The sequence below is a fragment of the Methanobacterium lacus genome (genome assembly GCF_000191585.1).
GTDB classification, from domain to species: Archaea; Methanobacteriota; Methanobacteria; order Methanobacteriales; family Methanobacteriaceae; genus Methanobacterium_B; species Methanobacterium_B lacus.
This window is the reverse complement of record NC_015216.1, coordinates 318,549-343,108: the sequence shown is the minus strand read 5'-3', so window position 1 is coordinate 343,108 and position 24,560 is coordinate 318,549. Positions and strand designations below refer to the sequence as shown.

27 protein-coding genes are annotated in these 24,560 nt (G+C 38.4%); 13 read left to right on the top strand and 14 right to left on the bottom strand.

What is annotated here, in order from left to right; translation table 11 throughout:
- Nucleotides 1-5: 5 nt before the first annotated feature.
- The 8 genes from mtrC to mcrB are packed head-to-tail and all read right to left on the bottom strand — an operon-like array spanning nt 6 to nt 7,320.
- Entirely contained in the window at nt 6-818 is an 813-nt protein-coding gene (mtrC, locus tag METBO_RS01825; protein ID WP_013643959.1) for a tetrahydromethanopterin S-methyltransferase subunit MtrC, read from the bottom strand.
- Nucleotides 818-1,549, bottom strand: a complete 732-nt coding sequence (gene mtrD / locus METBO_RS01820) for a tetrahydromethanopterin S-methyltransferase subunit D (RefSeq protein WP_013643958.1) — start codon at nt 1,547-1,549, stop codon at nt 818-820. The genes mtrC and mtrD overlap by 1 nt, the downstream gene beginning before the upstream one ends.
- Nucleotides 1,550-1,568: 19 nt before the next feature.
- Nucleotides 1,569-2,450, bottom strand: a complete 882-nt coding sequence (gene mtrE, locus METBO_RS01815) for a tetrahydromethanopterin S-methyltransferase subunit E (RefSeq protein ID WP_013643957.1) — start codon at nt 2,448-2,450, stop codon at nt 1,569-1,571.
- A gap of 59 nt (nt 2,451-2,509) precedes the next feature.
- Entirely contained in the window at nt 2,510-4,162 is a 1,653-nt protein-coding gene (gene mcrA / locus METBO_RS01810) for a coenzyme-B sulfoethylthiotransferase subunit alpha (RefSeq protein ID WP_013643956.1), read from the bottom strand.
- Between the two features lie 15 nt (nt 4,163-4,177).
- A complete protein-coding gene (gene mcrG, locus METBO_RS01805) occupies nt 4,178-4,927 on the bottom strand; it encodes a coenzyme-B sulfoethylthiotransferase subunit gamma (RefSeq protein ID WP_013643955.1) in 750 nt (249 codons plus the stop codon).
- A 2-nt stretch (nt 4,928-4,929) separates the two neighbouring features.
- Nucleotides 4,930-5,526 (bottom strand): methyl-coenzyme M reductase I operon protein C, encoded by a 597-nt coding sequence (mcrC, locus tag METBO_RS01800; protein WP_013643954.1) that lies wholly within the window; start codon nt 5,524-5,526, stop codon nt 4,930-4,932.
- A 2-nt stretch (nt 5,527-5,528) separates the two neighbouring features.
- Nucleotides 5,529-5,963, bottom strand: coding sequence for a methyl-coenzyme M reductase operon protein D (mcrD, locus tag METBO_RS01795; RefSeq protein ID WP_013643953.1), 435 nt, complete (start codon nt 5,961-5,963; stop codon nt 5,529-5,531).
- A gap of 31 nt (nt 5,964-5,994) precedes the next feature.
- Nucleotides 5,995-7,320: a coenzyme-B sulfoethylthiotransferase subunit beta gene (gene mcrB / locus METBO_RS01790; RefSeq protein ID WP_013643952.1), complete on the bottom strand. Its 1,326-nt coding sequence runs from the start codon at nt 7,318-7,320 to the stop codon at nt 5,995-5,997.
- A gap of 273 nt (nt 7,321-7,593) precedes the next feature.
- On the opposite strand from mcrB, the gene mmp10 reads away from it, so the two are divergent.
- The gene (gene mmp10, locus METBO_RS01785; protein WP_048186312.1) at nt 7,594-8,844 is read left to right on the top strand and encodes a methyl coenzyme M reductase-arginine methyltransferase Mmp10; all 1,251 of its coding nucleotides are present in this window, start codon (nt 7,594-7,596) and stop codon (nt 8,842-8,844) included.
- A gap of 49 nt (nt 8,845-8,893) precedes the next feature.
- Here mmp10 and METBO_RS01780 read toward each other — a convergent pair whose 3' ends face one another.
- The 3 genes from METBO_RS01780 to METBO_RS01770 are packed head-to-tail and all read right to left on the bottom strand — an operon-like array spanning nt 8,894 to nt 11,516.
- The gene (locus METBO_RS01780; protein ID WP_013643950.1) at nt 8,894-10,054 is read right to left on the bottom strand and encodes a metallophosphoesterase; all 1,161 of its coding nucleotides are present in this window, start codon (nt 10,052-10,054) and stop codon (nt 8,894-8,896) included.
- A gap of 35 nt (nt 10,055-10,089) precedes the next feature.
- Complete coding sequence (locus METBO_RS01775; protein ID WP_013643949.1) at nt 10,090-11,001, bottom strand: methanogenesis marker 7 protein; 912 nt, start codon at nt 10,999-11,001, stop codon at nt 10,090-10,092.
- Nucleotides 10,986-11,516, bottom strand: a complete 531-nt coding sequence (locus METBO_RS01770) for a hypothetical protein (RefSeq protein ID WP_013643948.1) — start codon at nt 11,514-11,516, stop codon at nt 10,986-10,988. Before METBO_RS01770 ends, METBO_RS01775 begins: the two co-directional genes overlap by 16 nt.
- Nucleotides 11,517-11,741: 225 nt before the next feature.
- Here METBO_RS01770 and METBO_RS01765 point away from each other — a divergent pair, with 225 nt between their 5' ends.
- The 6 genes from METBO_RS01765 to METBO_RS01740 all read left to right on the top strand — a co-directional run bounded on the left by METBO_RS01765 (nt 11,742) and on the right by METBO_RS01740 (nt 16,459).
- Entirely contained in the window at nt 11,742-11,942 is a 201-nt protein-coding gene (locus METBO_RS01765) for a TRAM domain-containing protein (protein WP_013643947.1), read from the top strand.
- Between the two features lie 50 nt (nt 11,943-11,992).
- The gene (comB, locus tag METBO_RS01760) at nt 11,993-12,661 is read left to right on the top strand and encodes a 2-phosphosulfolactate phosphatase (RefSeq protein WP_013643946.1); all 669 of its coding nucleotides are present in this window, start codon (nt 11,993-11,995) and stop codon (nt 12,659-12,661) included.
- Nucleotides 12,662-12,781: 120 nt separating this feature from the next.
- Nucleotides 12,782-13,936: a TraB/GumN family protein gene (locus tag METBO_RS01755; protein ID WP_013643945.1), complete on the top strand. Its 1,155-nt coding sequence runs from the start codon at nt 12,782-12,784 to the stop codon at nt 13,934-13,936.
- Nucleotides 13,937-13,968: 32 nt separating this feature from the next.
- Nucleotides 13,969-14,511, top strand: a complete 543-nt coding sequence (locus tag METBO_RS01750) for a CDP-alcohol phosphatidyltransferase family protein (RefSeq protein WP_013643944.1) — start codon at nt 13,969-13,971, stop codon at nt 14,509-14,511.
- A 121-nt stretch (nt 14,512-14,632) separates the two neighbouring features.
- Nucleotides 14,633-14,857 carry a DUF1922 domain-containing protein gene (locus tag METBO_RS01745; RefSeq protein WP_013643943.1) on the top strand — a complete coding sequence of 75 codons (225 nt, stop codon included), beginning with the start codon at nt 14,633-14,635 and terminating at the stop codon, nt 14,855-14,857.
- Between the two features lie 12 nt (nt 14,858-14,869).
- Nucleotides 14,870-16,459 carry a GTPBP1 family GTP-binding protein gene (locus tag METBO_RS01740; RefSeq protein WP_013643942.1) on the top strand — a complete coding sequence of 530 codons (1,590 nt, stop codon included), beginning with the start codon at nt 14,870-14,872 and terminating at the stop codon, nt 16,457-16,459.
- A gap of 12 nt (nt 16,460-16,471) precedes the next feature.
- Here the strand turns inward: METBO_RS01740 and METBO_RS01735 are convergent, their stop codons facing one another.
- Nucleotides 16,472-17,323, bottom strand: a complete 852-nt coding sequence (locus METBO_RS01735; protein WP_013643941.1) for a TIGR00269 family protein — start codon at nt 17,321-17,323, stop codon at nt 16,472-16,474.
- A gap of 36 nt (nt 17,324-17,359) precedes the next feature.
- Between METBO_RS01735 and METBO_RS01730 the strand changes: the two genes are divergently transcribed.
- Nucleotides 17,360-17,665, top strand: a complete 306-nt coding sequence (locus tag METBO_RS01730) for an MTH1187 family thiamine-binding protein (RefSeq protein ID WP_013643940.1) — start codon at nt 17,360-17,362, stop codon at nt 17,663-17,665.
- A 31-nt stretch (nt 17,666-17,696) separates the two neighbouring features.
- Here METBO_RS01730 and METBO_RS01725 read toward each other — a convergent pair whose 3' ends face one another.
- Together METBO_RS01725 and METBO_RS01720 are read right to left on the bottom strand one after the other, a co-directional pair.
- Nucleotides 17,697-18,803, bottom strand: a complete 1,107-nt coding sequence (locus tag METBO_RS01725) for a DegT/DnrJ/EryC1/StrS family aminotransferase (protein WP_173319764.1) — start codon at nt 18,801-18,803, stop codon at nt 17,697-17,699.
- Nucleotides 18,804-18,981: 178 nt separating this feature from the next.
- On the bottom strand, nt 18,982-19,890 hold the full coding sequence (locus METBO_RS01720) for a CPBP family intramembrane glutamic endopeptidase (RefSeq protein ID WP_013643938.1): 909 nt from the start codon (nt 19,888-19,890) through the stop codon (nt 18,982-18,984).
- 126 nt (nt 19,891-20,016) lie between these two features.
- Between METBO_RS01720 and METBO_RS01715 the strand changes: the two genes are divergently transcribed.
- The 5 genes from METBO_RS01715 (at nt 20,017) to METBO_RS01695 (ending at nt 24,560) form a co-directional block, all read left to right on the top strand.
- Nucleotides 20,017-21,177 (top strand): tRNA (guanine(10)-N(2))-dimethyltransferase, encoded by a 1,161-nt coding sequence (locus METBO_RS01715; protein WP_013643937.1) that lies wholly within the window; start codon nt 20,017-20,019, stop codon nt 21,175-21,177.
- 136 nt (nt 21,178-21,313) lie between these two features.
- Nucleotides 21,314-22,015, top strand: a complete 702-nt coding sequence (locus tag METBO_RS01710) for a DUF4013 domain-containing protein (RefSeq protein ID WP_013643936.1) — start codon at nt 21,314-21,316, stop codon at nt 22,013-22,015.
- A gap of 170 nt (nt 22,016-22,185) precedes the next feature.
- Entirely contained in the window at nt 22,186-22,908 is a 723-nt protein-coding gene (locus METBO_RS01705) for a DUF4013 domain-containing protein (protein WP_013643935.1), read from the top strand.
- 413 nt (nt 22,909-23,321) lie between these two features.
- The gene (locus METBO_RS01700) at nt 23,322-23,801 is read left to right on the top strand and encodes an Lrp/AsnC family transcriptional regulator (protein WP_048186310.1); all 480 of its coding nucleotides are present in this window, start codon (nt 23,322-23,324) and stop codon (nt 23,799-23,801) included.
- 84 nt (nt 23,802-23,885) lie between these two features.
- On the top strand, nt 23,886-24,560 hold the full coding sequence (locus METBO_RS01695) for a DUF2100 domain-containing protein (protein ID WP_013643933.1): 675 nt from the start codon (nt 23,886-23,888) through the stop codon (nt 24,558-24,560).

Here is a 24,560-nt window from a genome sequence, read left to right as displayed (position 1 = left end):
CCTCCTTACTGTTCGTCCTCTTTAGGCCAAAGTCCAGACCATTTAACTGATGCTGCACTTTCTAGTGAATCTGTTAGGAATGCCCTCATTGATATGAACCATCCTAAAGCACCAACTACAGATATAACCCACCATGATGAGTGAGATCCTATTCCGAGCAGCCCAATTATGGCCATTGACATAAATGCAGTTGTTGCTGCAAGTTTCAATGTCCTGGTCTGATCTTCGTTAGGTCCTAAACATGCGTTGAATGGGTGCTGAATAGCCATTGTGTTCAAAATGAACAGTAGACCTATGAAACCAGTTGATACAACTGATGCCAGTATAGCTGGCATTGCGTAGCTTCCAGCAATTGCTGCTGAGAATCCTAGAACTGAAAGTGCTGCTGCACCTGACAATTCTATGGTACACTGTACAAGTATTGGTATTTTCATTCCAACAACTTTCTTACCGATGATTGCTACTACTCCACCTAAAATCATTGCGATTGCAAATGCAAACAATGGGCTTATGAGTGTGTATGTTGGCCCAATCATAATGGCACCGGAAAGTCCTGCTAAAACACCTATTATACCTATAGCTAATGACATGTATCCTATGGATGGAACACCTGTTCCGAGACCGTAGCTTGCTACTCTCCTTATTGCGTCTGCACCCCATACTATAGCACACACTGCTCCAAGTGAAGCAAGTAAAGGTCCTAGTACTGGGTTAAATGGTGTTGCGTATATGCCTACGAGTCCTCCAATTACTCCAAGAGCAATTGTTTTTGATGGTGCGATTGCTACTGATGCTTCGCCTCCTCCTGCTGCTGACATTAGAAGACACCTCCTTTAAGCAATAAGACTGCTATTAAACCTGTCACTATGGATACAATTAAACATGCTAATGCTCCACGAGGTATCCTCTTGAATTTAGGGTCGTGGAAACCTTCAATTGTACCACCTATGTTGTATGAAGCAACTACTGCGTTGATGAAGAAAACACCAATAGCAAATATTGCTGCAACTGTAGCAGCAGTTAGAGATACTCCTCCACCTAATAAAGCAGATAGTTGATATCCAGGTAGTATTGATAATCCTTCGTACAGGGCCCAGTAGATTAAACCTCCACCAATTCCACCTAATGCTCCTCCAATGATTCCACTGACGAAACATACTGTTGGAATTCCGTGGCCTTCTGTACCCGATGTAACATATTTACTCTGTTCGTATTTAGTTATAGGGTCGTATTCAACCTTAGCTGAAGCTGGTACACATCCCACACCCCATACGTATATGAAGTTACCTACAAGCATGGTGATTCCGATCATGAGCATGGAACCTATAGCACCTGAAGCAAGGATTAACCAAAGTGGCTGTCCTGTCATTGCGGCTGCTGCTATAAGTCCTGTCATACCTCCACCTGCTGCGAGCATAGCGGTACCTGTTCCGACTCCTGTTGCTGTTGCTATAGCTGCTGGTGCTCCCCCTACTGGTATGAAGTGTACACCTCCACCAATTAGAAGTCCTCCAACTGATATAGCTCCTATTAATAATAATGGATCCATCATTAAACCTCCTTAGTCCTCATTCTTTGTATGGTCCATATTGATTTCGTGCGAAAAGCTCGATTCTGTTGTTGAGGATTATAATTGCTAAAACTATTACAAGACCTGCTATAACTCCTCCAGTTGGTCCGAAAACTACTGTTGTCCAGAAACTGAAGAATACTATTAGTCCAAAACAGAATCCTGTCACCGGTCCTCCATATTTCGCACAGAAATGTACAACATCTATTGAGTTTCTTGGTCCCAGTTCAGACATGGTTGTGATATCACCGTGGATAGCCACAGGTATACCCCCACCAAATGGATAAGTCTGGTATTCCCTTTCAGCACCGTAGTGAACATCCCCAGTGGATGATCCTATAGCACCAATGGTAATACCCCATAGAACTGCGAGTAGCGGTAATGGGAATGGGTGATTAAATCCTTGAACTGGTAAAGTCATGAGATATGATAATCCTACTATACAAAATGTAACGATAAATCCATGGGCTGCTATTGGTCCTAAGTGACCAGTGATAACATCCATGAAAACTGGTTGATCAAATTGAGATTGTCCTACAATCCTACCTAAGTAAGATGTTGTTGCAAATGCAGAATGGAATAATGCTGCAATAAATCCACCTGCAGCTATTGACATTATAACTGGTAGATGTACTGAACTCATAAGAACAAATGCCACTGAACCAGCTATACCAGCAAGTGTACCCATCTGTACGGGTTCTCCTGATATGGCCTTGTTGAACATCCTGTGAAGGTGTCCCATCTGCGGTGCCAGCTGAACTTGTGAGTTTGGGTTACTCATAGAACCTACATCAGATTCCAAGTCCTCTGCGGCCCCTGCAATGGTTGCGGCTGCGCCCATGAGAGCAACAATACCTAATCCTGTTATCATAGGGTCCATATTACTTTCCTCCTTCTTTTTAAAAAATACAAAAAAATAGGTGTTTGCGTAACACCTATTTACTTAGCTGGAGAAATAAGAGCTCTTTCTCCTGCTGGTTCGAATTCTCTTAAAGCACCTTTTGCAAACTCTGCCCTGACATTTGAGAAATCAAATGCTAGGTTATCATCAGCAAATGCGATTTTAACCAGTGGGTTGAATACAAATGCATCTCCACGTGCTGCGTGAGCAGACTGTGCAATACCTGCGTATTCTCCCTGGTGTCCCACGTTCATTGCGTAGTTTGGATAGTTAGGTCCTCTCATTTCCACTGGTAATCCTTCGTCGTTCCTTATGGAGAACACGTTGGATGCACCACACTGGTCCTGAAGGTCGTAACCATAGAAACCTAAACGGGAGTGCTGTTCTTTGTGCAGGTACATTGAAAGGTACCATGCGCTAAGTCCAGTCTGTGCATTTCCTGTAGCAAATCCAGTTGAAGCTCCAGCTGCTGCAGCAACTATGGATGCCCTCTGAGATCCACCGAATATGGTTTCTAAGAGTGCTGGGTATTCTTCGAACTGTTCTAGTGCGTAGAATGTCACTTCAGAACCTACGTCAAGGACTGTGTCCATGTTGTTAGGTGCTTCAGTCATACCGAACTTGTCTTCGACGTATTCTTTACCGTAGTAAACAAAGTCATCAAGGATGTTGTCGGTGTAAGCTGCTGTAGCGTACTGAGTGAATCCTACTCCTCCTGACATGTAAGAACCGAGCCAGATCTGATCGTATAACATTGCTCCGGATGCAACTACGTCCAGAGTAACTTTGGCTGGGTCTTCAGGGTTAACTCTTGAGGACTGACATATGTCAGCTAAGTAACCAAATGGAATTCCACCTGGTTCGTTTTCTCCTCTTGCTCTCCTCTGTGGTAGTGCAGTTCCCATGTGAACAACTTCTGCGTGTTTAGCAGCGTAAGCGAAGTCACCAGTAGCGGCTTCCCCTGCTGCTTGTTTGTAAGCAGAGATCATTGACATACCGATCTGCATAGCAGACCACCTTGAGGTTGTACCTCCATCACATGTCCTTGAAACTATGGTTGGGATCCTGACAACCTGCCAAATACCGTCTCCAACTTCAGCTTTAAGGACTTCTGCCTGTTCTTCATTGAACATTTTGTTAATGTTTAGAACATATGCAGGGTCGATTTCATCGGCAATTTCATCATTTCCTGTGAAAGTTTTCACGTAACTGTCAGCCACCAAGTATGGGTTGGTTTCTACCATGTGTTCCTGAACTACCGCTGCACCAGGCATAGCGTGGTTTACAGTTTCTAGGTAGTTGGTGATTGTTTCTGGGCTAACTTCTTTACCTAACCTCTTTTCAATAACCATGTGAGCTGTGTTCATACCCACAATAACAGTTCTTCTGATATCATCCCAGAACTGCTGCATTGCTGCGTTGTTTACAAAGTGTAAATCGTCACCTTCAACAAATGTGTCAGTTGTGGAAACCTGGTATGGCATTAAAACTCTCTGTCCTAATGGTGTACCTACGTCTGGGTCGTACATTGGGATTCCACGTTTAGCTGCAATATCTTTACCAGCTGCAACGAATTCCCTTTTTCTTTCAGACTGTTTCCATCCGCCTTTGTTGTAGAAAGTGGTTTTATCATCGGTTGGGTCTTCTTTAAATGCTTTTTTCAAAGCGTCTATAAACATCTTTTCAGCCATTTTTTCACCTCCTTCTTATTCAGGACCATATCCACCGTTGGATCTGGTTACGTGTATTCTGTGGAGTACTTCTACTGCGTCAGTGTCGTCTTTGTATGCTTCACCATCTTTCCTGTAAATGGTTGTTTTTTCTTTGAGGACTGCTTCTTCCAGTGGTTCTCCTAATATGACTGGTTCGTCTAATTCGTCACCAATCTGGTTTTTGACCATTTCGACGTTTCCGGTAGCTTTGTTTAAGACCTGTCTTCTGACCATATCAAACATCATACCGTCTTCGTCAAGTCTTAATGAGTGTCCGTGTACACTCTTTCCCCTAATTCCTGTTCTTGCAGGGTCGAAGAATTCTGTTTCAAGAAGTTCTTTGGAGATCTTTTCGAGGTCTCTTTCCCTTGCTTCTATAATTTGCCTTCCTGATAATGTACCTGCGTCAGATCCTCTGTATCTACATAAGTATGCTCTGGATCTTGCGAATGGTTGTGCTGGAGCAAAGTACATTGAGTCAGCAAACTGTATATATCGAACTCTGTCACCGGCTTTTGCACCGTCAACTGGTTCTACCATTTCTCTAATTGCGTCTTCTGGTTCGTCCATTTCTTCCAGTGGTGGGTGTACGCTTGGGTATTCCTCACCGGGAGCTCTGTGACCTAATATCTTTACAACATCTTCGTCTGAAATTTCCCTCAATTTTTCGAGGTCGTAATCAGGGTTGCATAGATTTCTTCTGTTCTGTGCAACCTTGGTTGTTCCGGGATAGTATTGTGCCATGTTCATGCACCTCCTAATGCTAACTTTACCTTCCTTATTATCTCATCCAATTTGTCTTGGGGACATGTTTCGCCTCTAATGACGCCACTAATGATATCCACAATTTCACCTTTTGTATTAGGTTCGTTGGGCATAACAGATCTGGTTTTTACACCAATTTTAGCAAAATCTTCAAAATCTACAGGATATTCGCAAATCACAACACAAGGCCGATTTACATGTCTTAAAATCAGTCTGGCTTTGTAGATGATGTGATGTCTCACACCACCAAGATGTACTACTACCAAGCGGAATCGTTTTATCTGTTCTATCTCCTTTGGAGTTAGTCCAAATAAACTTCCTGCGCCAGCAGATGGTGCATCCTGAGGTACGCCAGCTCCTGCGTTTAATACAAGTGTGCTGGTCTGGATGTTAGCTTCGCGCAGTGCAAAGGTTATTTCACAGACTGGCTTGGTTATGTGCCTCCTACCTGGAGACATTGCAATTGCTAAAACTTCACTTCCACACTCTGCAAATGTTCCTCTTTGGGCTATTCCTCCTCCTTCGCCCATTCCCATGGTTTCTCTGCAGTCAACAACGTGTGTAGCTTTTCCGATCATTTCTATTCTTTCCTTTTGAGTATCGTGGCTCTTTCGCTGAGTAGGGCGTTTTGATCCGTTAAACCTACCATTTCATCAGGTACGTTTTCAAGAGCTTCGCCATATTTTATCTTATCAGAAACGGTCTTTTGTTTCCTTATAAAGGTACCAACGTGAACGTTGAATCCAAAAGACAGATTTTCTTCGCATTTCTGTCTTACTAATTCTATAGTGTCTTCAGTGTCAATTTCCATTAACACTCTACCAGTTTTGACTTGTAGATCTACTTCTTCACCTTTAACAGTTATAGTAGTGTGATCCGAATTTATGGCTTCTGGCGGAAGCCTTTGTCCTTGAAGAACAATTGTTTTTACTCCATCTATTTCATCAAGAGCATTTAAAAGACTCTCTGTGGTTTCTGGGTTTAATAATCTGTGCGGAAAGATCTCGATGTCCATATGTCTCTTTACCCCCAAGGGTGGATTTTATTTAGAGTTTACCTTTTAAGTCGATCGCTGCTTCGTTCACATATTTAAGTGGGTTACGGAACGCGTCTACTTGGCTGAATACATCCTTAATTAATCCGGAGGTTGCTTCTGGGGAGAACAGTTGTGTTCCTGCATCCAAGGACATAGCTGCTGCCACACATGGTATAGCAAATCCTTTACTGTGTCTTGTTACAACGTGGTTTCCGTTAAATATACCAGGACCTCCACCACCATAAATTGAGTGGCTGAAGAAAGAGAATCCTACAGCAGTACCTTCAACTCTACCGAAGTCTACACCAGGTAATCCAGTTTCGAACTCTAATATATCGTTGTAGTATAGAAGTGTTGATGAAACACCCTGTGCAGCTCTTGCAGCTGCTTGGTTGACCATAGTTGCTGCCATCATACCGGCTGCAGCGTAAGCGTTCCATTTAGCCATGTCATCTGTTCCATAGACATTGAATCCGCTTAAGTCTTTTTCTACTCCGATTACACCGTCTTCTTTGGCCCTATCGATCATGTCGTTTATGACTGAACCGACAGTTCCTTCTTTACCGTTTGCTTTAACAAGGTCGAAGACTATGTTGTCTGCGTTCATTCCCTGATATGCGAGTCCAAGTAAGTGCATTCTTTCAAATTTACCTACTGCGTCTCCCATCTCGAACATTGCTGCCTGTTCAAGTAAACTTGATAAAGCTGCTGAGTTCATGGTGTTTTTCAAGGTTGTTGCTACCACGTGGTTAACCATTATGTTCCTCAAGGAGTAACCAGGTCCCTCTAATTTCTGAGGTACGTCAAGCATGGTTGCTAGGTTTCCACCCATGTAATCTACTGACTGTGGGTATCTTCCAAGAATTGCTGCTTTGACCATGTTAGCATCGTACATGCTTACATCACATACGTCAATTATGGACTGGATAAATGCTGAAGCAGTTACCAGTGGTCCGGCTGAATATTCAGCACCGGCATCAAATCGTGCCTGTGGAATCTGGACAAGAGCCCTTTTACCACCTACTAATAATTCTACGTTTGTGTTGTCGCCTTCCTCTACCTGTATCATTTCAGCTGCTTTAGCTGCAATAGCTTCTGCATTAGCCACTATGTCAAGGTCGAGTTCCCTACCTAAGATTTTGCCTCCACCGAGTTTACCGGTTTTAAGAGCGTTCTCTACACCCTCTAGGTTTACAGCTACAGTCCTTTTAACACCCTGTACGATTGCTTTAATCGCTGAGTTTCTTAATGGACTTAGGGCTTCTAGCGGGACCTGTTCTTCAACAAGATTTCCTCTGTCGTCGTACAAGTCGATCTTATCATCAAACTTTGCCATTTTTTCCCTCCTACGCATTCATGTACACCAATTTAGTGCACCAAGTCAAATTCGTGACCAGATAGAATCTGTTCACATTGGGGATATTCCCCATGGTACCTTTTGATATACGAAACTGCATTTATGGGTTTATATGTTATTAAAGTTTCTTCTTGATTCAATTAGAAAAATATATATGCTACAATAACCCATTATTTTTTTAGTTTTTATATTGTTTTTTCCTGATTTCTAAATACAAAATTACTTATTTTAATGGGTAAAGAAGTGGTTAACATGCAGATAATAGCAGATGTAGGTGGAATACCCGGTAAAGATTGCAGAGGATTTTGCAAATATTGTTATTTCAGAAAAGTAACTGGAGAAGATCCATTAGGATGCAGAAGTTGTACTCCAGGTACTGTGGGTTGTGAAAACTGCTCCACAGGAGTTAGGGAAACTCGAAATGAGTTTATGCACCCGTTTATGGTCATGGGTTCTGTTCAAAATTCTTTAATGATGAGCGAAATACGTGACAACAATTTGAAGGCAAACATCAGCGGAGGAGGGGATGTGAGCTGTTATCCCCATCTATTAGAACTTGCTTCCGGACTCAACCAGTACAATCTTCCCATACATCTTGGTTATACCAGTGGAAAGGGTTTTGACAGTGCTAAAACTGCTGAAGAACTTATTTCTTTGGGAGTGGATGAAGTAACCTTCACAGTGTTTTCAACAGACCAGAAACTTAGGGATTCTTGGGTTAAAGACCCCACAAAGGGAGAATCTTTAAATGCCCTTAAATTGTTTTGTGAGAATACAGAGGTACATGCTGCTTCAGTAATAGTTCCCGGGGTAAATGACGGAGATGTTCTGTATGAAACCTGCAGCAACCTTGAAGATTGGGGTGCAAAGGCATTTATACTAATGAGATTTGCAAATTTCCGAAATCAAGGTCTCATATTGGGAAATGAACCCATATTGAAGGATGTTGTTCCACACACACTGGTAGAATTTGAATCTCTGGTCAGGAAAATTAACAAGGAATTTAATTTACGGGTTACAGGAACTCCTCTTTGTGATCCTGAAAATGACACCCCATTTGCAATTTCTAAGGAAAAAAATAGTGAATATTTGGAAATTCTAACTGATGTTCAGTCTGAAGCAACTGTACTATCAAGTAACATCGCTGCACCCTACATAAAAAAAATTGTTGGAATGATAGGTGCCGATGAACTAATAAACGTTGTTCCTGTTGATCAGGATATTGGTTGTTTAATAACTCAGGAAGATGTTGAGGGTGTTGATCTTGCTGAGCTTAAGGAAACTGTTATAATACCGGGCAGGGCTTTAATACACGATAAAGTTGCTCAAAATATTTTAAGCAAGGATGGTGTTGATAGAATAGTTGCCAGGGGACCTGACAAATTATCGGTGGATGGGGAAATGAGTGGTACTCTGAGTAGAGAAGATGTGCTTAAAAAAGAATTAATAGCCTTTGAAGACCTTATTGAAGCCATTAATTTCTTTGGAGTGAGAAAAAAATAAACCCGAAAGGATTGTTAATTGAATTTTATTCCCCTATTTCTTTCATTCACTACTTCTGAGTTTCAAGCAATTTTTTACTATGCCATTGATTTATTTTTTTGTATTTCATCAAACTTTCTTTAGGATTTGTTTTAGGCTTGGAAGCTTCAAGATCCAAAGCTGTTATTTCACATCTTGAACCTAACCTCATTGGAGGCCCCCAAGTTCCAGTTCCTGGTGAAACATAGAGGTAAGTGTCTTTATATTTATATATCCCATTCATGTACCTGAACATCAATCTAACGAGGTAATTGAATGGCAGCATTTGACCGGCATGGGTATGGCCCGAAAGCTGGAGTCCCACATCAGCATCAGCAGTTGCTTCAAGTTCAGTTGGAGTGTGATATAGGACTATTGAAGGTTTTGATGGATCTAAGTCAACTTTCGAAAGCACATTTTTCATATGATTCCTTTCAAAGGAGTATTCAACCCCAATAATTTGAATCCCGTTGAATTCAACCTTCTGATCCCTCAATATTTTCATTTTAACCCCATTCAAAACTCGAAGCACCTCATCTAATCCTTCATAAGTTTCATGGTTGCCCATAATAAAAAATACCGGAGCTTTAAGCTTGTTAATTGCATTGAATGTGTGGGTATGGAGTCTTGCACTTCCATCAACCATATCTCCAGTGATAAAAACCACCTCAGGATCTAGTTTATTGGTTTTTTCAACTACTTCTTCCAGATATTCAGAATTTCTTATTGAACCGATATGGATATCAGATAGTTGAACTGCTTTAACTTGCCTTTCAAGACCCTTTAATGGAATTTTCACGTGTTTAATATCGATACGGCTGCTGTTTATAAGCGAGTATCCACTTAATAGGGCAGATAATACAATTATTATCGTTCCAGCTGCTTCACCAGGAATCTTTATGAAAATAGATAGTATCCAGTATACTGCCATGAATGTAAGCACATAAAATGATATTCCCATCCAAGATGATGCAGCTGTGTAGAAGATCCTAGTATAATTATTGGAAACTACACGTTCTATCATGGCAGCCAAGGGATAAGAAACTGCAGCTATGACCAGTAAGGTGTAAAAACCCAGTCCAGGTTCAACACCAAACAATGTGTAGGTACCATAGAATATGGTGTAGTTAACTGCCAAAAATCCCAGGAAAAAAAATGACATAAACCCTGCAAATCTGATTATCGTGCGCATATAAACTCCCCAACACTCTAAAAAATATATAGAATCTAAATGATAGATGTTTCAGAAAGAAGTCTTACGAGTGTGTAACCGTACATTTTAGATTTAACAACCTCTGATATGTCGCCAAGCCTTTGATCACTCACCATCACATCTTCAATCTCTTGATGGTATTCATCGTAGTCGAGTTTAACTCTGACACCCATCAACTGGCTTACAACTGGTAGTGGCGAGTAAACTTCAGCAATTGCTTCCACTTGATTTTCAATCTCTCGTTTTACAAGTACAGGTGGAACAATCGGAGGATCCAAAAGAATTTCCCTCCTTTTCTCATCAAAAATAGTTTCAATAACTTCAACCAATTTTTTAAGGGCCCTTATATTCTCTCCTCTTTTCAATCTGCGAGGTATTCTCCCTAAACCAGATACATAAGCATCCGCACCAGGAATATCATCAAGATCTATATCTGGAGCACCAGTAACAACAACTGGTATTTCTATGTCTTCGAAAAGATGAGTTTTATTGGTTATACATTCCCTAAAACTTCCCAGTGCAAAAACAGCAAGATCATGTTCTTCTATCAATTTCTTTTCATCCTCAGATATCCTGGATATGCCCTTTCCAGCACCCCTCGAAAGTCCAATCATGTTATCCTTTGCTCCGTACCTTCTAAGGTACTCTGAAATATCACATGCTGAGTGGGGAAGATGTTGACGTGCAAGTGTTGGAGAAACTACTGCAATTTCAGTGCCTGCCATTGGAGCAATTTTTATTGATCCTAGAAGTTCCTTGGCCTTATCCTCAATTTTATCAATATCTTCGATTGGAACTGCAAGTGTCAAAACAAGATCCATTTGACTAATGTTCTCCTGAAGAACAAATCCTCCAAGATCTTCAATAAGCTCTGTCATTTCCTCGTGTTTGTGAATTCCGCCCGTGTATGTCAGTGTTTCATACATAATTTTTTCTCCAGAAGTTTGTATCTCAGTTCAGCCCTTTTAACTGGATTTATTGGACTGTTTTTATGTGAAGTTATTTCAACATAATTTTCGCCCATAGAATCTAGCTCCCCTTGAATCTCATCCCGAATATAATCTGGATAAACCAGAAAATCATGGTGTTCGTTTCCATTTACCACTGTGTAACCCATATCCTCAACAATATCCCTAAGAAAATTTGAATAAACCTTGACTTTTATGTTTCGATTTCGAGTATTAACCCCATGGGGTAGCTGAATTGATGATCCCTCTCCAATGCTTCCTGTGCCCAACTTAGTCTGAACAATTTCAATACTTTCTTGTATCTGTTTAAACGTGTTTAATTTAAGTTTAATGGATTGCATGCCAGTATTTGTTTCTGATAGCACAACCGCTATATCTGCATCAGTAGAATCAGGATTCAAACTTACTTGATATTCCTTCAAACCAGCCAGCTTTAAAATATCTTCACACATGGGAGTTGTAACGATCTTCATCTTAAACTCTTTATTCCTCCTTAACAGTATATAATTGTATTTAATATGATTTAATACTCGCGATATAATGATTCAAAAATTAAATCCAATGATACTGAACAACCTAATTGGGATTCTGGAATAAATTAAACTGAATCTCCAAAGATTTATATAATAAATTATACAAAATAAGTATACACTAAAACCTATTTAGCAAGGTTTGAGGAAGTGAAGAATTTGTTCAGAATGGATCAAAGCCCAAAAACAGCCCCCATTCAAGAGGGTGAAGAATACGACGTTAAAATTGAAGATGTTGGTAAAGAGGGAGATGGCATTACCCGAGTAGAAGGTTTTGTCGTGTTTGTACCTGATACAAAAGTTGGTGACGAAGTTAAGGTCAAAATAACATCCGTTAGAAGGCGTTTTGCATTTGCTGAAAAAATTTAATAGACTTATGGAATAACTATTTTTTCTCTAATTCTATTTTTGGTGATTTTATGAAGGTTTCACTTAGTTTAGATAGTTCATATTCTGAAGATGTTGCAGTGGTAGTTGATGTGCTCAGGGCCAGCACAACAATTACTGTCGCTGCCCAAAATTTTGGGAAAATCATTCCTGTCAAGAGTATTGATGATGCCCAGTACCTGGCAAAAAAATATGATGCTATTTTAGCTGGAGAAAGGCGTGGAGCTGCCATAAAAGGTTTTGATACGGGAAATTCTCCCAGGGAAATTTCCAATTTCCATGGAGATGTGCTGGTAATTACAACCAGTAACGGAACTAGAATTATGGAAGGGATCAAAGCCAAAATATTGATAGGATCATTTGTTAATGCAAGGGCAGTTGCAAAAGAAGCTTTGAATCTAGCCAGTTCACATATAGAACTAGTTATGGCTGGTGTTGAGGGAAGATTCGCAATTGAAGATTATTTGGGAGCTGGAGAAATCATAAGCCATCTACAAGAACATAATTTGGATGAAAATGCCATGGGAGCTTATATGGCTTCTTTAAATGAAAATATGGTGAATAATGCTGTAAAAAATTCCAGATCCGCCAGAAGACTTGGTGAACTTGGATTGTCCGAAGATGTGAATTTTTGTTTGAAACGCAACTTATATGACCATGTACCAGTATATGCAAATGGAAGTATAACTGGAGCTCAATGAAAGTTTTATATACTTAGTTGAAGTATGCACTTTAGTTGAGAAATTCCTATTGAATATTTTGAATTATCACAAACCAAATTAAATCGATTTTTTTATAATAAAAATTAATTGTGTGACACCATGGCACCAGAAAATTTGAAACTTATTGGTACAGCCCATGTATCAAAAGAAAGTATCGAAGAAGTTAGAGCTGCTATAATTGAAAATCAACCCAAAGTAGTCGCTGTAGAACTTGATCTTAACCGTTTTCAAAATATGATGGCAGAAAGGAACGGTCAAGAAAAACAGGACATAAATCTCAGGGAGATCATAAAAGGAGACAAACTAAGCATCTTCCTTGTCAGCATGTTCCTCTCATATATGCAGAGAAAGATTGGTGACAAGTTGGGTGTAAAACCAGGATCAGAAATGCTTGCTGCAGTAGATACAGCAGAAGAAATTGGTGCAAATGTGGCACTAATTGATAGGGATATAAGCCTGACTCTGAAAAGAGCCATTGAAAAGATGAGCTGGATTGAAAAGGCCAAATTTTTATATGGGATCATTACATCCTTCTTCAGTAGCGAAGAAATTGATGATGTGGAAAGTATAAAAGACGGTGATGAACTCACAGAAGTCATGGAATACTTCAAAGAAATGTCTCCCAAAGCCTACGACGTTCTTGTTTCAGAGAGGGATGCTTACATGTCCCACAGGCTTCTTGAAATTAACAATGAAAGTGTAGTGGCCGTTGTTGGGGCAGGCCATAAAAAGGGAATCACTCGATACATGGAACATCCCGAAGAGCTGCCCCCAATAGAAGACCTTCTGACCCTTAAAAAATCCAGGATACCCATTGGAAAGATCATTCTCTACTCGATTCCACTGGTTTTTGTAATTATTTTTGCATTGGCCATCCTTCACGGCATCAACGTCCAGACAAGCATCATAAATTTCATTTTATTGACTGGAACTTTCAGCTTTTTAGGATGCATTTTATCAGGTTCAAAGATATACTCTGCAATAACCGCGTTCGTTGTTGCCCCCTTAACAACTATACATCCACTTCTCGCTGCAGGATGGTTTTCAGGGATAGTTGAAGCTAAAATGAGACATATATCCATGGACGATGCAGTTGAAATTTCAAAGGTTGACAGCTTCAGAGAACTTTGGGGAAATAATCTGTTTAGGGTACTCCTCGTTGTTGTGGGCACCAATATTGGTGCGTCTATCGGTCTTTTCCTAACAATTCCCAATGTAGTGCTCCCATTGTTTGGCAAGATATTTGGAGGGTAAATAGGTTGGTAAAAAAATATTAAGGCATTACTATGTCCCCAAATATTTCAGAACACAAAAATAAACTTCCACACTTAATTACTTCGATAAGGATTCTTCTGGCACCAATATTCTTTTTCAGCGTACTGAATCTTTCCCAGCTAGACTCCATATTCATATTTCTTTTAACAATTGTGACAGATGGATTAGATGGTTACACCGCCCGAAAATTGGGCACAACCACATCTCAAGGAGCATACTTCGATGTTTTCGCAGATTTTATATGGATATTAGCGGCATTTTCAGCTTTCAGTATTGTTGGATTGTATCCTGCTTGGTTGATCATCCTTTTCACGTTCATGTTTGTTCAGTTCATAGTCACATCAAGATTCAAAGTTCCAATTTACGATCCAGTAGGTAAATATTATGGTTCTTTCCTATTTTTAACCGTATTTATCAGTTTAATATTCATATCAAATTGGATTAATACGTTATTAACCGCAACCATCATCATTTTCAGTGCAACATCCCTGGGAAGTAGGTTTTACTTTCTGATTAAACACGAAGCTGGTGGGAACAACCTTAAAGAACCGTAAAATTTAGTCAGTATGATCTTTACAGTAGGTCAAACTAAAAAAAATTCAGTAGTAATTTATAAATATGTTTCATACAATTAAACAAGGTAAAAATATCAAATTATAGATTGGGTTAAAAAAAATGTACATCGTTTTCAGGTGCGACTGTGGAAGGGCAGTTTACTCTAAGCAGGGCACAGCAACTAAAAAATGTGTTTGTGGTAAAACCCTTAAGGTTAAAGAAAGGAGAATTCTTGCCATGACTGAAGAAGCTGAACAAGCATCAGATAAGGTAAGAGAACTTCAAGAAGAGAAGTATGGAGGGGCAATATTTACCACTGCAGACAAGGTTCCTAACAAACGTTAATTTTTAAACCACATGAAAAATAATATCTACGATATTACAAAACACGGCGAAAGAGATAATATAGAGTTTAAAGAACATCTTAATGTAGATTATCATCTTAAAACAGACCGTAAACTTCACCTTGCATCACAAATGAAATACAGGATGGAAATGGGCGAGGGTGAAGCCATTTATTTTATTGGAGTTCATGATGAAGGCCATTTAATTGGATTGCCAGAATCAGAATACAAAGAATCTCTTTTTGTTTTAGAAAACATAGCCCAAGAAATTGGCCTAAAAATTTTAGACATCGAAGATCATCAAGCAGAACATGGTACAGTTGCAAAGGTGAGGATTGGGAAACCTCAAAAAAATAGATTGGAACACATGCTGGTTGGTGTTGCAGGTCATGTAGACCATGGAAAAAGCACACTGGTCGGAACCTTAACAACAGGATCTCTTGATAACGGAGCAGGGCGTACCAGAATATTCTTGGATGTGCAGAAACATGAGATTGAAAGGGGGCTGTCTGCAGATCTTTCGTTTGCTGTTTATGGATTTTGCAAAGATGAACCTGTTCGCATCAAAAATCCCTTAAAAAATAATGAAAAATCTAAACTAATTGAAAAGTGCGAAAAGATCGTTTCATTCGTGGATACTGTTGGCCATGAACCTTGGCTTAGAACAACCATAAGGGGTATTGTGGGCCAAAAATTAAATTACGGACTCGTGGTAGTTTCAGCAATCCAAGGCCCGACACATATAACCAAAGAACATCTCGGCATAATATTGGCCATGGACCTTCCAGTTATAATTACCATGACCAAAATTGATAAAGTAGAACCAGAAAAGATAAAAGAAGTCAAACAACAGATATTTGGCCTTATAAAACTGGTTGGAAGAATACCCCTCATGGTAAATACATTGAAAGATGCAGATTTCGTTGCACAAAACATGGAAAACCATATTGTACCCATATTAAAGGTTTCACCAGTTACTGGTGAAGGTATAGATCTACTTGACCGCCTATTTTTAAAACTAAAAGTACCATCCAATGGCAAAGACCTGAAAAAACCATTCATGATGTACATAGACAAAATTTACTCGGTTATGGGAGTGGGTACAGTTGTGAGTGGTACGATCAGACAGGGAAAAATTACTACAGGGGACAAATTATTAATCGGTCCTGAAGGAACTGGTAAATTTATTGAAACCAGCTCAAAATCCATGGAAATGCATCATTACAGAAAAGAAGTTGCAGAAGCTGGTGAAATAGTTGGAATATCCATAACAGGTTTAGAGGTGGATGATATCAAACGTGGAATGATACTCTGCGGAACAGATTATCCTGTTAATGCAGTCAGAGAGTTCGAGGCAGATGTGGCAATACTTGTTCATCCCACCACCATTAAAAAGGGTTACGAATGTATCGCCCACATCGAAACCATTGCTGAAACCATGATATTTGAACCAATTGAAACTAGATACATGGCTGCAGGTGATACAGGCAAGGTTAAAATGAAATTTAAATACAGACCCTGCTATGTAAGGGAAGGTCAAAAACTGATATTTCGAGAGGGAAGAAGTAAAGGTGTCGGTACCATCACCAAAATCATAAGATAAACAGTTTAAATCTCATTTAATACGATCATTTATTTCTGCCATCATTTCACAAGCCATACAAACATCCAAAGATGATGGTTCACCGCACAGACTGCAAACACCCATTTGAACATCTTTTTTTTCAAATTTAAACGATTTAGAGAATGATTTTAACATGGATAGTTTAGTTCCTGGCCTTTTTTCTTCTAATTGATTTAAATATCCCTTTATTTTGGATCTCAACGAAGTTGCTGAATAGGGACACTCTGCAAAATGGACTTCAATATTGTTAAGAACTGCCCATATACCCACATCCTTTTCATGAGTTTTCCAGAGGGGTTTAATCCTTGGTACCATGTCTGGATGGATTTTGTCCAATTTTGGGCCGAACTTGTAAAATCTTCTGATTTCAGCCTTTGCAAGGCTCATTAAAAACGATTGTATTTCATCATCAAGGTTGTGGCCAGTAGCAAGTTTATCAGCACCTAATTGATGTGAAATCTTGTTTAAAAGCTGTCTTCTGAACACACCGCATGGAATGCAGGAACTTTGATACATCCCATGCAGATCATCCAGTTTAAATCCAAATTCATCCTTAAATGATCCTTCAACCAGTTTAATTCCAAGACTTTCACAATTAAGTCTTGCAGCCTCCACACCTTCAGACCTGTAGCCAGCTACACCTTCATCAATTGAAACTGCTACAAGATCAAATTCAAGTTCGCCCATAAGATCTGCAAGGATATGAAGGGTCAAAACACTGTCTTTTCCACCGGATAATGCAACCACAACTAATTCATTGGGATCTATTAGCTTGTACTCATCTATAACCTCCCTGGCACCTGCAATTATCCTCTGGTTGAAAGCATCTCCATCGATCTTCATGAAAAAATATATGCTATCATTAACATATATAGAACTATGATAACGGCAGAAATAACTATAATCCCCATTGGAACACCAAATACCAGTCTAAGTAGCTATGTGGCCGCAGCTGTTATGGCCCTTGAAAAAAACGGAATAAAATATGAGTTAACAGGTATGGGCACATTGTTAGAGTCAGAAGATATTAGTTTAGTTTTCGATGCAATAAAAGAAGCACATGAAGCTGTTTTTGCTGTTGGGGCTGAAAGAGTTTCGACCAATGTGAAAATTGACGATAGGAGAGATTCTAATCGCACCATATCAGATAAAGTCAGTTCTGTGAATAAAAAATTAAGCAGTTAATGTCGTGGGATTATAAAAAAAGAAGGAAAGATCAGAGAAACTTGCTAGATGCAGCTTCCAGAACAGATACTATCGTATCTAGATCTTCTGTTTCCAGCGACGGATGTACTGGTAGCGAAAGAACTTCCAGAGAAGCAGATTCTGCTTCAGGACACGATGCTGTGAATCCAAGTTCCATATAAAGTTTCTGCTGGTAAATTGGTTTTGGATAATGAATACCTGTTCCAACTCCATTCTCATTTAAGAATTCCTTTAATTCATCTCTTTTGGATTTATCCACCCGTATGGTGTACTGGTGGAATACATGCTTCACATCTGGAGACACGTATGGGGGTTTGATCCCTTCAATACCATCAATTTTCTCAGATAAGTATTTAGCGTTCTTGATTCTCTGTTCATTGAATTTTTCAAGTTTTTTTAGTTGCACCACCCCGATGGCTGCGGCAATATCTGTCATTCTGAAGTTATATCCGAGTGTTACATGTGTGTAACGTTCACTTTCTCCATGGGCCCTTAAAATTCGTACCATCTCTGCCAATTCTGCGTTGTTGGTTGTTACCATACCGCCTTCACTGGTGGTCATATTTTTCGTGGGATAGAAACTGAAACAGCCCATATCTCCAATAGATCCTGCTTTTTTACCCTTGTAAACTGCACCATGGGCTTGTGCAGCATCTTCTATCACAGTTAAACCATTGTCCTTTGCAATTTTGTTAATTGGATCCATGTCTGCAGGTTGACCATAGAGATGGACTGGTATGATTACCTTGGTTTTTTCTGTGATTGCTTCTTCTATCTTTTCAGGATCTAGGTTGTAGGTATCCCTGTCTATGTCCACAAATACTGGTTTTGCTCCGACGTAGAGCACAGAATTTCCTGTTGCTGCAAATGTGAATGGAGTCGTTATCACTTCATCCTCTGGTCCAACTCCTGCTGCAAGAAGGGCTAAATGAAGTGCAGTTGTTCCCGAACTTGAAGCAGCTGCTTGTGTGACCCCTACAAAATCTGCAAATTTAGCTTCAAATTCTGCGACTTTAGGCCCCTGTGCAATAAACCCTGATTTTAATACATTTACGACTTCCTCTATTTCCTCATCTGCTATGATTGGTTTGGCAATTGGTATCATATTATCACTCATAAAATTTGTATGTAGAAAAAATTAATTAATTCCCTCGGGTTTTCCATCATACGCTGGATTTAATTAAAATAAAATTTCATCATAATTTTTTCATTTAATTTTAAATTTGGAAATTAATTCCATATAAAAATAGTGTTAACAAGTCATATATTCATCTATATTTTTCATGGAATTCAAGTTACCCCTGAAATATTCTGGAAATATTAGATTTTTTGTTCCAAAACAGTATCGTTAGTGTGATTAATGCCATCAGGAGAAGTAAGGGTATTCCAGAATAGGGATCTGTTGATTGTGCTGTGATGAGCGACGGTAAATTTCCCATTCCAGAGTCGGAAGAGTTTAAAATTACTGCAACAAAGAAGTTGTTTGCAATATGTACTCCAATCGCAGTTTCAAGACCATTCTCTCCTAAAACTATTACACCAAGCATTAACCCCAGTATCATGGCAGATATCACTATTGAAATGCTGTTGCTTATGCTGCTTCCATTGAAGTAATGTATACTTGCAAATATGACCGTTGTGAGAACTAGTGAAACTACAGGTTTCTTGAAGATCAAACTAATTCCCTGCATGAGGTAACCTCTGAAGAATATTTCTTCGAATGATGCCTGTAATGGAAATACAAGTAAGCTTAAAATTATAAGGTAAAATAATGAGGGATAATCAAAATTGATGGATAAACTGTTCCCCTGAAAAATTAATGAAAGTAGTGTGAAGGCGCCCATAATTCCTGTCCAGAGAGCAGCTCCTATTAGGATCCTTTTCCATTTAATCTTTTTTCCAGTGTTTATCAGAATATGAAAATTCTTTTTGTGGATGAACCTGATGCATAAATAAAAAAGCATGGCATACAGTCCGTACACTAAACCTACTAACATCAATAATAATAGGGGGTTGGCCCCAAGATTGTCGAATTGGGTTTGTGCATTAATTCCAGGAATAAATAGATATATGAACATCAATAGAATGATGAAAATTATAGCTGCAATGGATCCTCCAAATATGGTGATGACTATGGTCAGGAAGTAGTTCATTGGTTTGTTTTTTCCCAAATGAGCATTGTTTAAAAATTCTATGTTCGACATCACGAGTCCTCCACTTAAGCTGAGTAATAATGTTTGAAGTGTGCTTAATAAATTTTTTTATATGTTTAACACAAATATCATAATGATAGTTTTCTGTTGTATTAGTATAATCTATGTTGGTGTAGTATGGAAAGTAAAGTTATCAATGAAGGTAAAGTTTCAATCAAGGTCCCAGAGTATGAAAAAATTTCATCCAAGGCTCCAGTTTTTTACAATCCCGTAATGGAGCTTAACAGAGATCTTTCTGTTGCAGCGCTCACTGTTTTCAGTGAAACAGTTGATCACAACATCACAGTATGTGATACATTTGGTGGGACTGGTATAAGAGGCATAAGATATGTAAAAGAAATAGAAGGGGTTGAAAAAGCCGTAGTCAACGATCTAAACCCTGTTGCAGTTGAGTTTGCCAAGGAAAATGTGAATTTAAACGGGCTTAAAGGGGTTGATGTACGTAACGAAGATGCCAATATCATTCTCAGAAAATGCAAGGGACAATTTGATGTTGTTGATCTGGATCCCTTTGGTACTCCATCATACTTTGTTGACTCTGCAGCCCACAGCATTAGATCAGGAGGCATGATATGTGTAACTGCCACAGATACTTCTGCTCTTTGTGGTACTTACACAGAGCCGTGCATACGTAAATACAGTGCTGTTCCTCTTAAAACAGAGTATTGTCATGAAAATGGTCTTAGAATACTAGCAGGTTTTGTTGCTAGAACATTTGCCAAGTACAAAAAATTCATTGAAATCAAATTTTCCCACAGCACAGAACATTACATGAGAATCTACGCCACAGTGGGCAAAGGTGGAGAAAATACTGATAACTCATTGAAAGCTTTGGGTTACATTGCACACTGCAGAGATTGCATGAATAGAATGGTTATCAAAGGGTTAGCACCAATAATTTCTGATAAATGTCCCATATGTGGCGGGGATATCCTGATTGGAGGGCCATTATGGTGTGGAGATATGTACGACCCTGAGTTTGTGAGTTCAATGATAGAGAACTTTAAAAAATTGGAACTCAACACAGAACCTGCAGCAATCAAATTATTAGAAACTTGTTTATCAGAGTCTAGGGCACCTGTAAGTTTCTATGAAATCCATAAAGTATGCAAAAATCTGAAGATTGGTGCTCCGCCCCTCCAGAAAATTATGGATCAACTTAAAGATGGGGGTTACTTCGTTTCAAAGACTCATTTTAGTCCCACATCCCTTAAAACCGATGCAGGGATAATTGAACTCAAAAAAATTATTTTAAATTTGAAATCTGATCAAAAGTGAACTGTAAAGTTCACAAATTTGAATCTTTTTACATTTACCAAGACATAAGTGCTGGTTTTTTAAACTCAATGGTTTATAAATGATCGAATCCATAAAAAATAAATGGCTAAAAGCCAAAATAACGGAGGTTTAAAAAATGGATGTTGGAGATATAATATCTGACTCAATCAAGTATCCCTCCTCAAGTTGGGGGAAAGTACTGATCTTGGGAATTATAACCATAGCATCAATTCTGATTGTTCCTTTTTTCTTAGTATTAGGGTACATGTTCAGAATTATTAAAGCAACCTTGGCTGGAATTGATGAACTCCCAGAATTTGATGAAATTGGGGACATGTTTGTTGATGGTCTTAAGGTTTTTGTTGTAGGGTTTGTATATGCCATCCCTGTATGGATACTATCAGCAATTGTTGGTTTAGTAACAGGTGGCAATTCAGCCGCAGCAGTAACCAGTCTTGGCACAGGTTATGCTCTCGCATTTATATTAGGTAATATTGTATTCTTTATTATAGCAGTGATTATTGGATTAATTGAGCTAATGGCAATCGCCAACATGGCATACAATGATGGAGATTTAGGAACCGCATTTAGATTCAGTGAAATTCTTGACATTATCGCCACAATTGGATGGGGAAAATACATAATCACATACATAGTGATTGTGATTCTAGCAGCAATTGGAGTGATGATAGGGGTATTTACCATGTTCATCATCATAGGTATCATACTACTGCCTTTGATCATCCTACCTTACCTGATAATGTTCGAGGCTCGTGGAATCGGTTTACTATTCTCTGAAGCCATGGAAACATCTGCTGAAGAACCTTTAATAGAATAAATACAAAATTCCTAATTTTTTTTTTTGATTGTTGCGGATGCTGAGTTATTTTAATTTCAATTTCTATCTAAACATCCATATTTCCAACTAAATCTGGGTAACTATATTAGTTGAATCCAGAAATATTACCTAAAAGGATCATGGATCCCTAAAAAATGAGGTGATTGAATTTGGATATAGGGTATGTTATTTCTGATTCCATGAAGTACCCTTCAACAAATTGGAAGAACGTTATAATCTTAGGATTACTATTCATGTTTAGTTTCTTGATTGTACCGTTATTTTTGTTATATGGGTATGTATTTAGGGTAATTAAGGCTTCTTTAGCTGGTATTGAAGATCTTCCAGATTTTGAGGAATGGGGAGAGATGTTGGTTGATGGGATTAAATTGTTCTTGGTTCACATAATTTACATGTTACCTGCAATGATCCTTGTAATCTACTCTATCTTCGCATTCGCCATGGCTCTGCACTCCTTCAGTAATTTAAATCCTACCACTACACTTAACCCCACATTAATTTACAGTTTAATTGGCGGAAGTGCTGCTGTAGGGTTAGTGTTGGCAGCAATTTACAGTTTAATTATTTATCCAATAATGACCGTTGGAATTGGAAACATGGCATTTCACAATGGAGATTTGGGATCTGCATTCAAAATTGGAGATATATTAACGATTATTTCGGAAATAGGATGGGTTGACTTGATAATCTGGTATGTGGCCATGATTATAATTTGTATAACTATATTTGTAGCTGGAACTATAATTGCAATGATACCTCTACTTGGATGGTTATTACTCACCTTGATTGTTTATCCCTATCTTTATCTATTCTTTGGAAGAGCTTTGGCATGGTTGTATGCCTCAGCATTCACCGAAGAATATGAACCCTGATCTGTTGTGGGATGGATATCCATCCACCCTACTCAACCATGGTTTATGAAATTTTCACATAGGCAAAGTTTGATTAATAATAAAAATTAAATACTCGATCCTATTATGTTCTTTTGGAGAGGCATTTCTTGAGTAAACATATATGCAATCATGTTAATTGATAATTACAGTTACGGCTTTTAAATAGCTTATTAGCCCAAATGATAAACATATCATGGCTGAATGTTATTATGCGCGTTTTGCATGTGACATATTATTAAAGTAACGAGTTATTCAAAATCCAAAAATATTCAAGGAACAAAAGACGTATCACAATTATTTATAGTTCTTTGCAGAATAAAATATGCATATTAATATAATAATATATAAGATAATGCTGTTAATTATATACAATGTTCAATAATGGTGAAATTATGAAAAATAACGATGAAAACCAAATAGTCAAGATCGATGAAACAGATAAAAAAATTCTTAATCTCTTCAACGAAGACGGAAGAATGTCCTACAGAAAAATATCTCGCAAACTTGACATTTCTATTGGTACAGTTCATAACAGAATAGAAAAACTGGTTAAGTCCGGAGTAATTAAAAAATTTGCTCCTGTGATCGATCACAGTAAACTCGGATACAACTTCACAACAATCATAGGTGTTAGGGTTAAGGGAGGCGTCCTCAAAAATTGGGAAGACAAAACATCCTACCATAAAAACGTACTCTGTATGTACGATGTTACAGGGGAATTCGATGCATTGATAGTTGCAAGATTCAAAGACACAACAGAACTGGATGAATTTGTGAAAAATCTGCTACAAGAACCAGATGTACAGCGAACATACACCCAAACAGTCCTGAACATTTTAAAGGAAGACCTTGGATCAAGCAAAATGCTTTAATAGAATTCAAATTAAAAACGAAATTGTGATGCTGCTTGATAAAATACAAATATTTCGGGCGTTCAACAAGTTTGAGGTGATGATATGGAAAATTTCAGGATTAAACAGGCTGAAAATCTTCTAAAGTCTGCGGCTAAAAATAAAACTAAAAATAAAGAATTAAAAAATGCTAAACCCGGATTTATAAACGTGGATATCTATGAATCTGTGATAAACAACTTGTTGGAAGCAGAAGAATTTATTTACTCAAGCAGACCCATACACAAACTTGATTCTGAAGATGCCACCAAATTTATATCAAAAATTTTGGCTTCAAGAAAAGATATTGATGTCATACTCTCAGATTTTGGTGTAATTGACAAGACAGCTCCTGAAGAAGATGTTAAGGAAAATTTTAAAGATTATTTAATTTTAACAACTAAAAATAATTTCAAAAAAACCATTTCCAAATTTGGTATCGACACTCAGAAAATTGTAGTGGCAGGAGTGCCGCTGGTTCCTGAAGATATGCAAATTTTAAACCCTAAAATGCCAGAATCTGCCTTGGGACCCATAGCCAAAAAAATTCAGCACGTAAAAAATGATATAGAACGAAAAATGGAACAGTTCCAGTTGGAAAATATGGTTGTGCTTGTTGAATCAGATAAATCTGGTGAATTACTATCTAAACGTGCTAAAGAAATGTACAACGCAAAAATTGTTGTTGTAGAAAATTTAAAGGACATAACAGTCGAAGAATTCATTTCCATCATGTCATAA

What these genes read in the sequence shown, in the direction of transcription:
- METBO_RS01710 (WP_013643936.1), top strand. Translation starts at nt 21,314, where the DNA reads ATGGATGTTGGAGATATAATATCTGACTCAATCAAGTATCCCTCCTCA.
- METBO_RS01695 (WP_013643933.1), top strand. Translation starts at nt 23,886, where the DNA reads ATGGAAAATTTCAGGATTAAACAGGCTGAAAATCTTCTAAAGTCTGCG.
- METBO_RS01715 (WP_013643937.1), top strand. Translation starts at nt 20,017, where the DNA reads ATGGAAAGTAAAGTTATCAATGAAGGTAAAGTTTCAATCAAGGTCCCA.
- METBO_RS01780 (WP_013643950.1), bottom strand. Translation starts at nt 10,054, where the DNA reads ATGCGCACGATAATCAGATTTGCAGGGTTTATGTCATTTTTTTTCCTG.
- METBO_RS01745 (WP_013643943.1), top strand. Translation starts at nt 14,633, where the DNA reads ATGTACATCGTTTTCAGGTGCGACTGTGGAAGGGCAGTTTACTCTAAG.
- mtrD (WP_013643958.1), bottom strand. Translation starts at nt 1,549, where the DNA reads ATGGATCCATTATTATTAATAGGAGCTATATCAGTTGGAGGACTTCTA.
- METBO_RS01700 (WP_048186310.1), top strand. Translation starts at nt 23,322, where the DNA reads ATGAAAAATAACGATGAAAACCAAATAGTCAAGATCGATGAAACAGAT.
- comB (WP_013643946.1), top strand. Translation starts at nt 11,993, where the DNA reads ATGAAGGTTTCACTTAGTTTAGATAGTTCATATTCTGAAGATGTTGCA.
- mmp10 (WP_048186312.1), top strand. Translation starts at nt 7,594, where the DNA reads ATGCAGATAATAGCAGATGTAGGTGGAATACCCGGTAAAGATTGCAGA.
- mcrB (WP_013643952.1), bottom strand. Translation starts at nt 7,320, where the DNA reads ATGGCAAAGTTTGATGATAAGATCGACTTGTACGACGACAGAGGAAAT.
- METBO_RS01730 (WP_013643940.1), top strand. Translation starts at nt 17,360, where the DNA reads ATGATAACGGCAGAAATAACTATAATCCCCATTGGAACACCAAATACC.
- METBO_RS01765 (WP_013643947.1), top strand. Translation starts at nt 11,742, where the DNA reads ATGGATCAAAGCCCAAAAACAGCCCCCATTCAAGAGGGTGAAGAATAC.
- METBO_RS01750 (WP_013643944.1), top strand. Translation starts at nt 13,969, where the DNA reads ATGTCCCCAAATATTTCAGAACACAAAAATAAACTTCCACACTTAATT.
- mcrG (WP_013643955.1), bottom strand. Translation starts at nt 4,927, where the DNA reads ATGGCACAATACTATCCCGGAACAACCAAGGTTGCACAGAACAGAAGA.
- mcrA (WP_013643956.1), bottom strand. Translation starts at nt 4,162, where the DNA reads ATGGCTGAAAAGATGTTTATAGACGCTTTGAAAAAAGCATTTAAAGAA.
- mtrE (WP_013643957.1), bottom strand. Translation starts at nt 2,450, where the DNA reads ATGGACCCTATGATAACAGGATTAGGTATTGTTGCTCTCATGGGCGCA.
- METBO_RS01740 (WP_013643942.1), top strand. Translation starts at nt 14,870, where the DNA reads ATGAAAAATAATATCTACGATATTACAAAACACGGCGAAAGAGATAAT.
- METBO_RS01770 (WP_013643948.1), bottom strand. Translation starts at nt 11,516, where the DNA reads ATGAAGATCGTTACAACTCCCATGTGTGAAGATATTTTAAAGCTGGCT.
- mcrD (WP_013643953.1), bottom strand. Translation starts at nt 5,963, where the DNA reads ATGGACATCGAGATCTTTCCGCACAGATTATTAAACCCAGAAACCACA.
- METBO_RS01755 (WP_013643945.1), top strand. Translation starts at nt 12,782, where the DNA reads ATGGCACCAGAAAATTTGAAACTTATTGGTACAGCCCATGTATCAAAA.
- METBO_RS01735 (WP_013643941.1), bottom strand. Translation starts at nt 17,323, where the DNA reads ATGAAGATCGATGGAGATGCTTTCAACCAGAGGATAATTGCAGGTGCC.
- METBO_RS01725 (WP_173319764.1), bottom strand. Translation starts at nt 18,803, where the DNA reads ATGAGTGATAATATGATACCAATTGCCAAACCAATCATAGCAGATGAG.
- mtrC (WP_013643959.1), bottom strand. Translation starts at nt 818, where the DNA reads ATGTCAGCAGCAGGAGGAGGCGAAGCATCAGTAGCAATCGCACCATCA.
- METBO_RS01720 (WP_013643938.1), bottom strand. Translation starts at nt 19,890, where the DNA reads ATGTCGAACATAGAATTTTTAAACAATGCTCATTTGGGAAAAAACAAA.
- METBO_RS01775 (WP_013643949.1), bottom strand. Translation starts at nt 11,001, where the DNA reads ATGTATGAAACACTGACATACACGGGCGGAATTCACAAACACGAGGAA.
- mcrC (WP_013643954.1), bottom strand. Translation starts at nt 5,526, where the DNA reads ATGATCGGAAAAGCTACACACGTTGTTGACTGCAGAGAAACCATGGGA.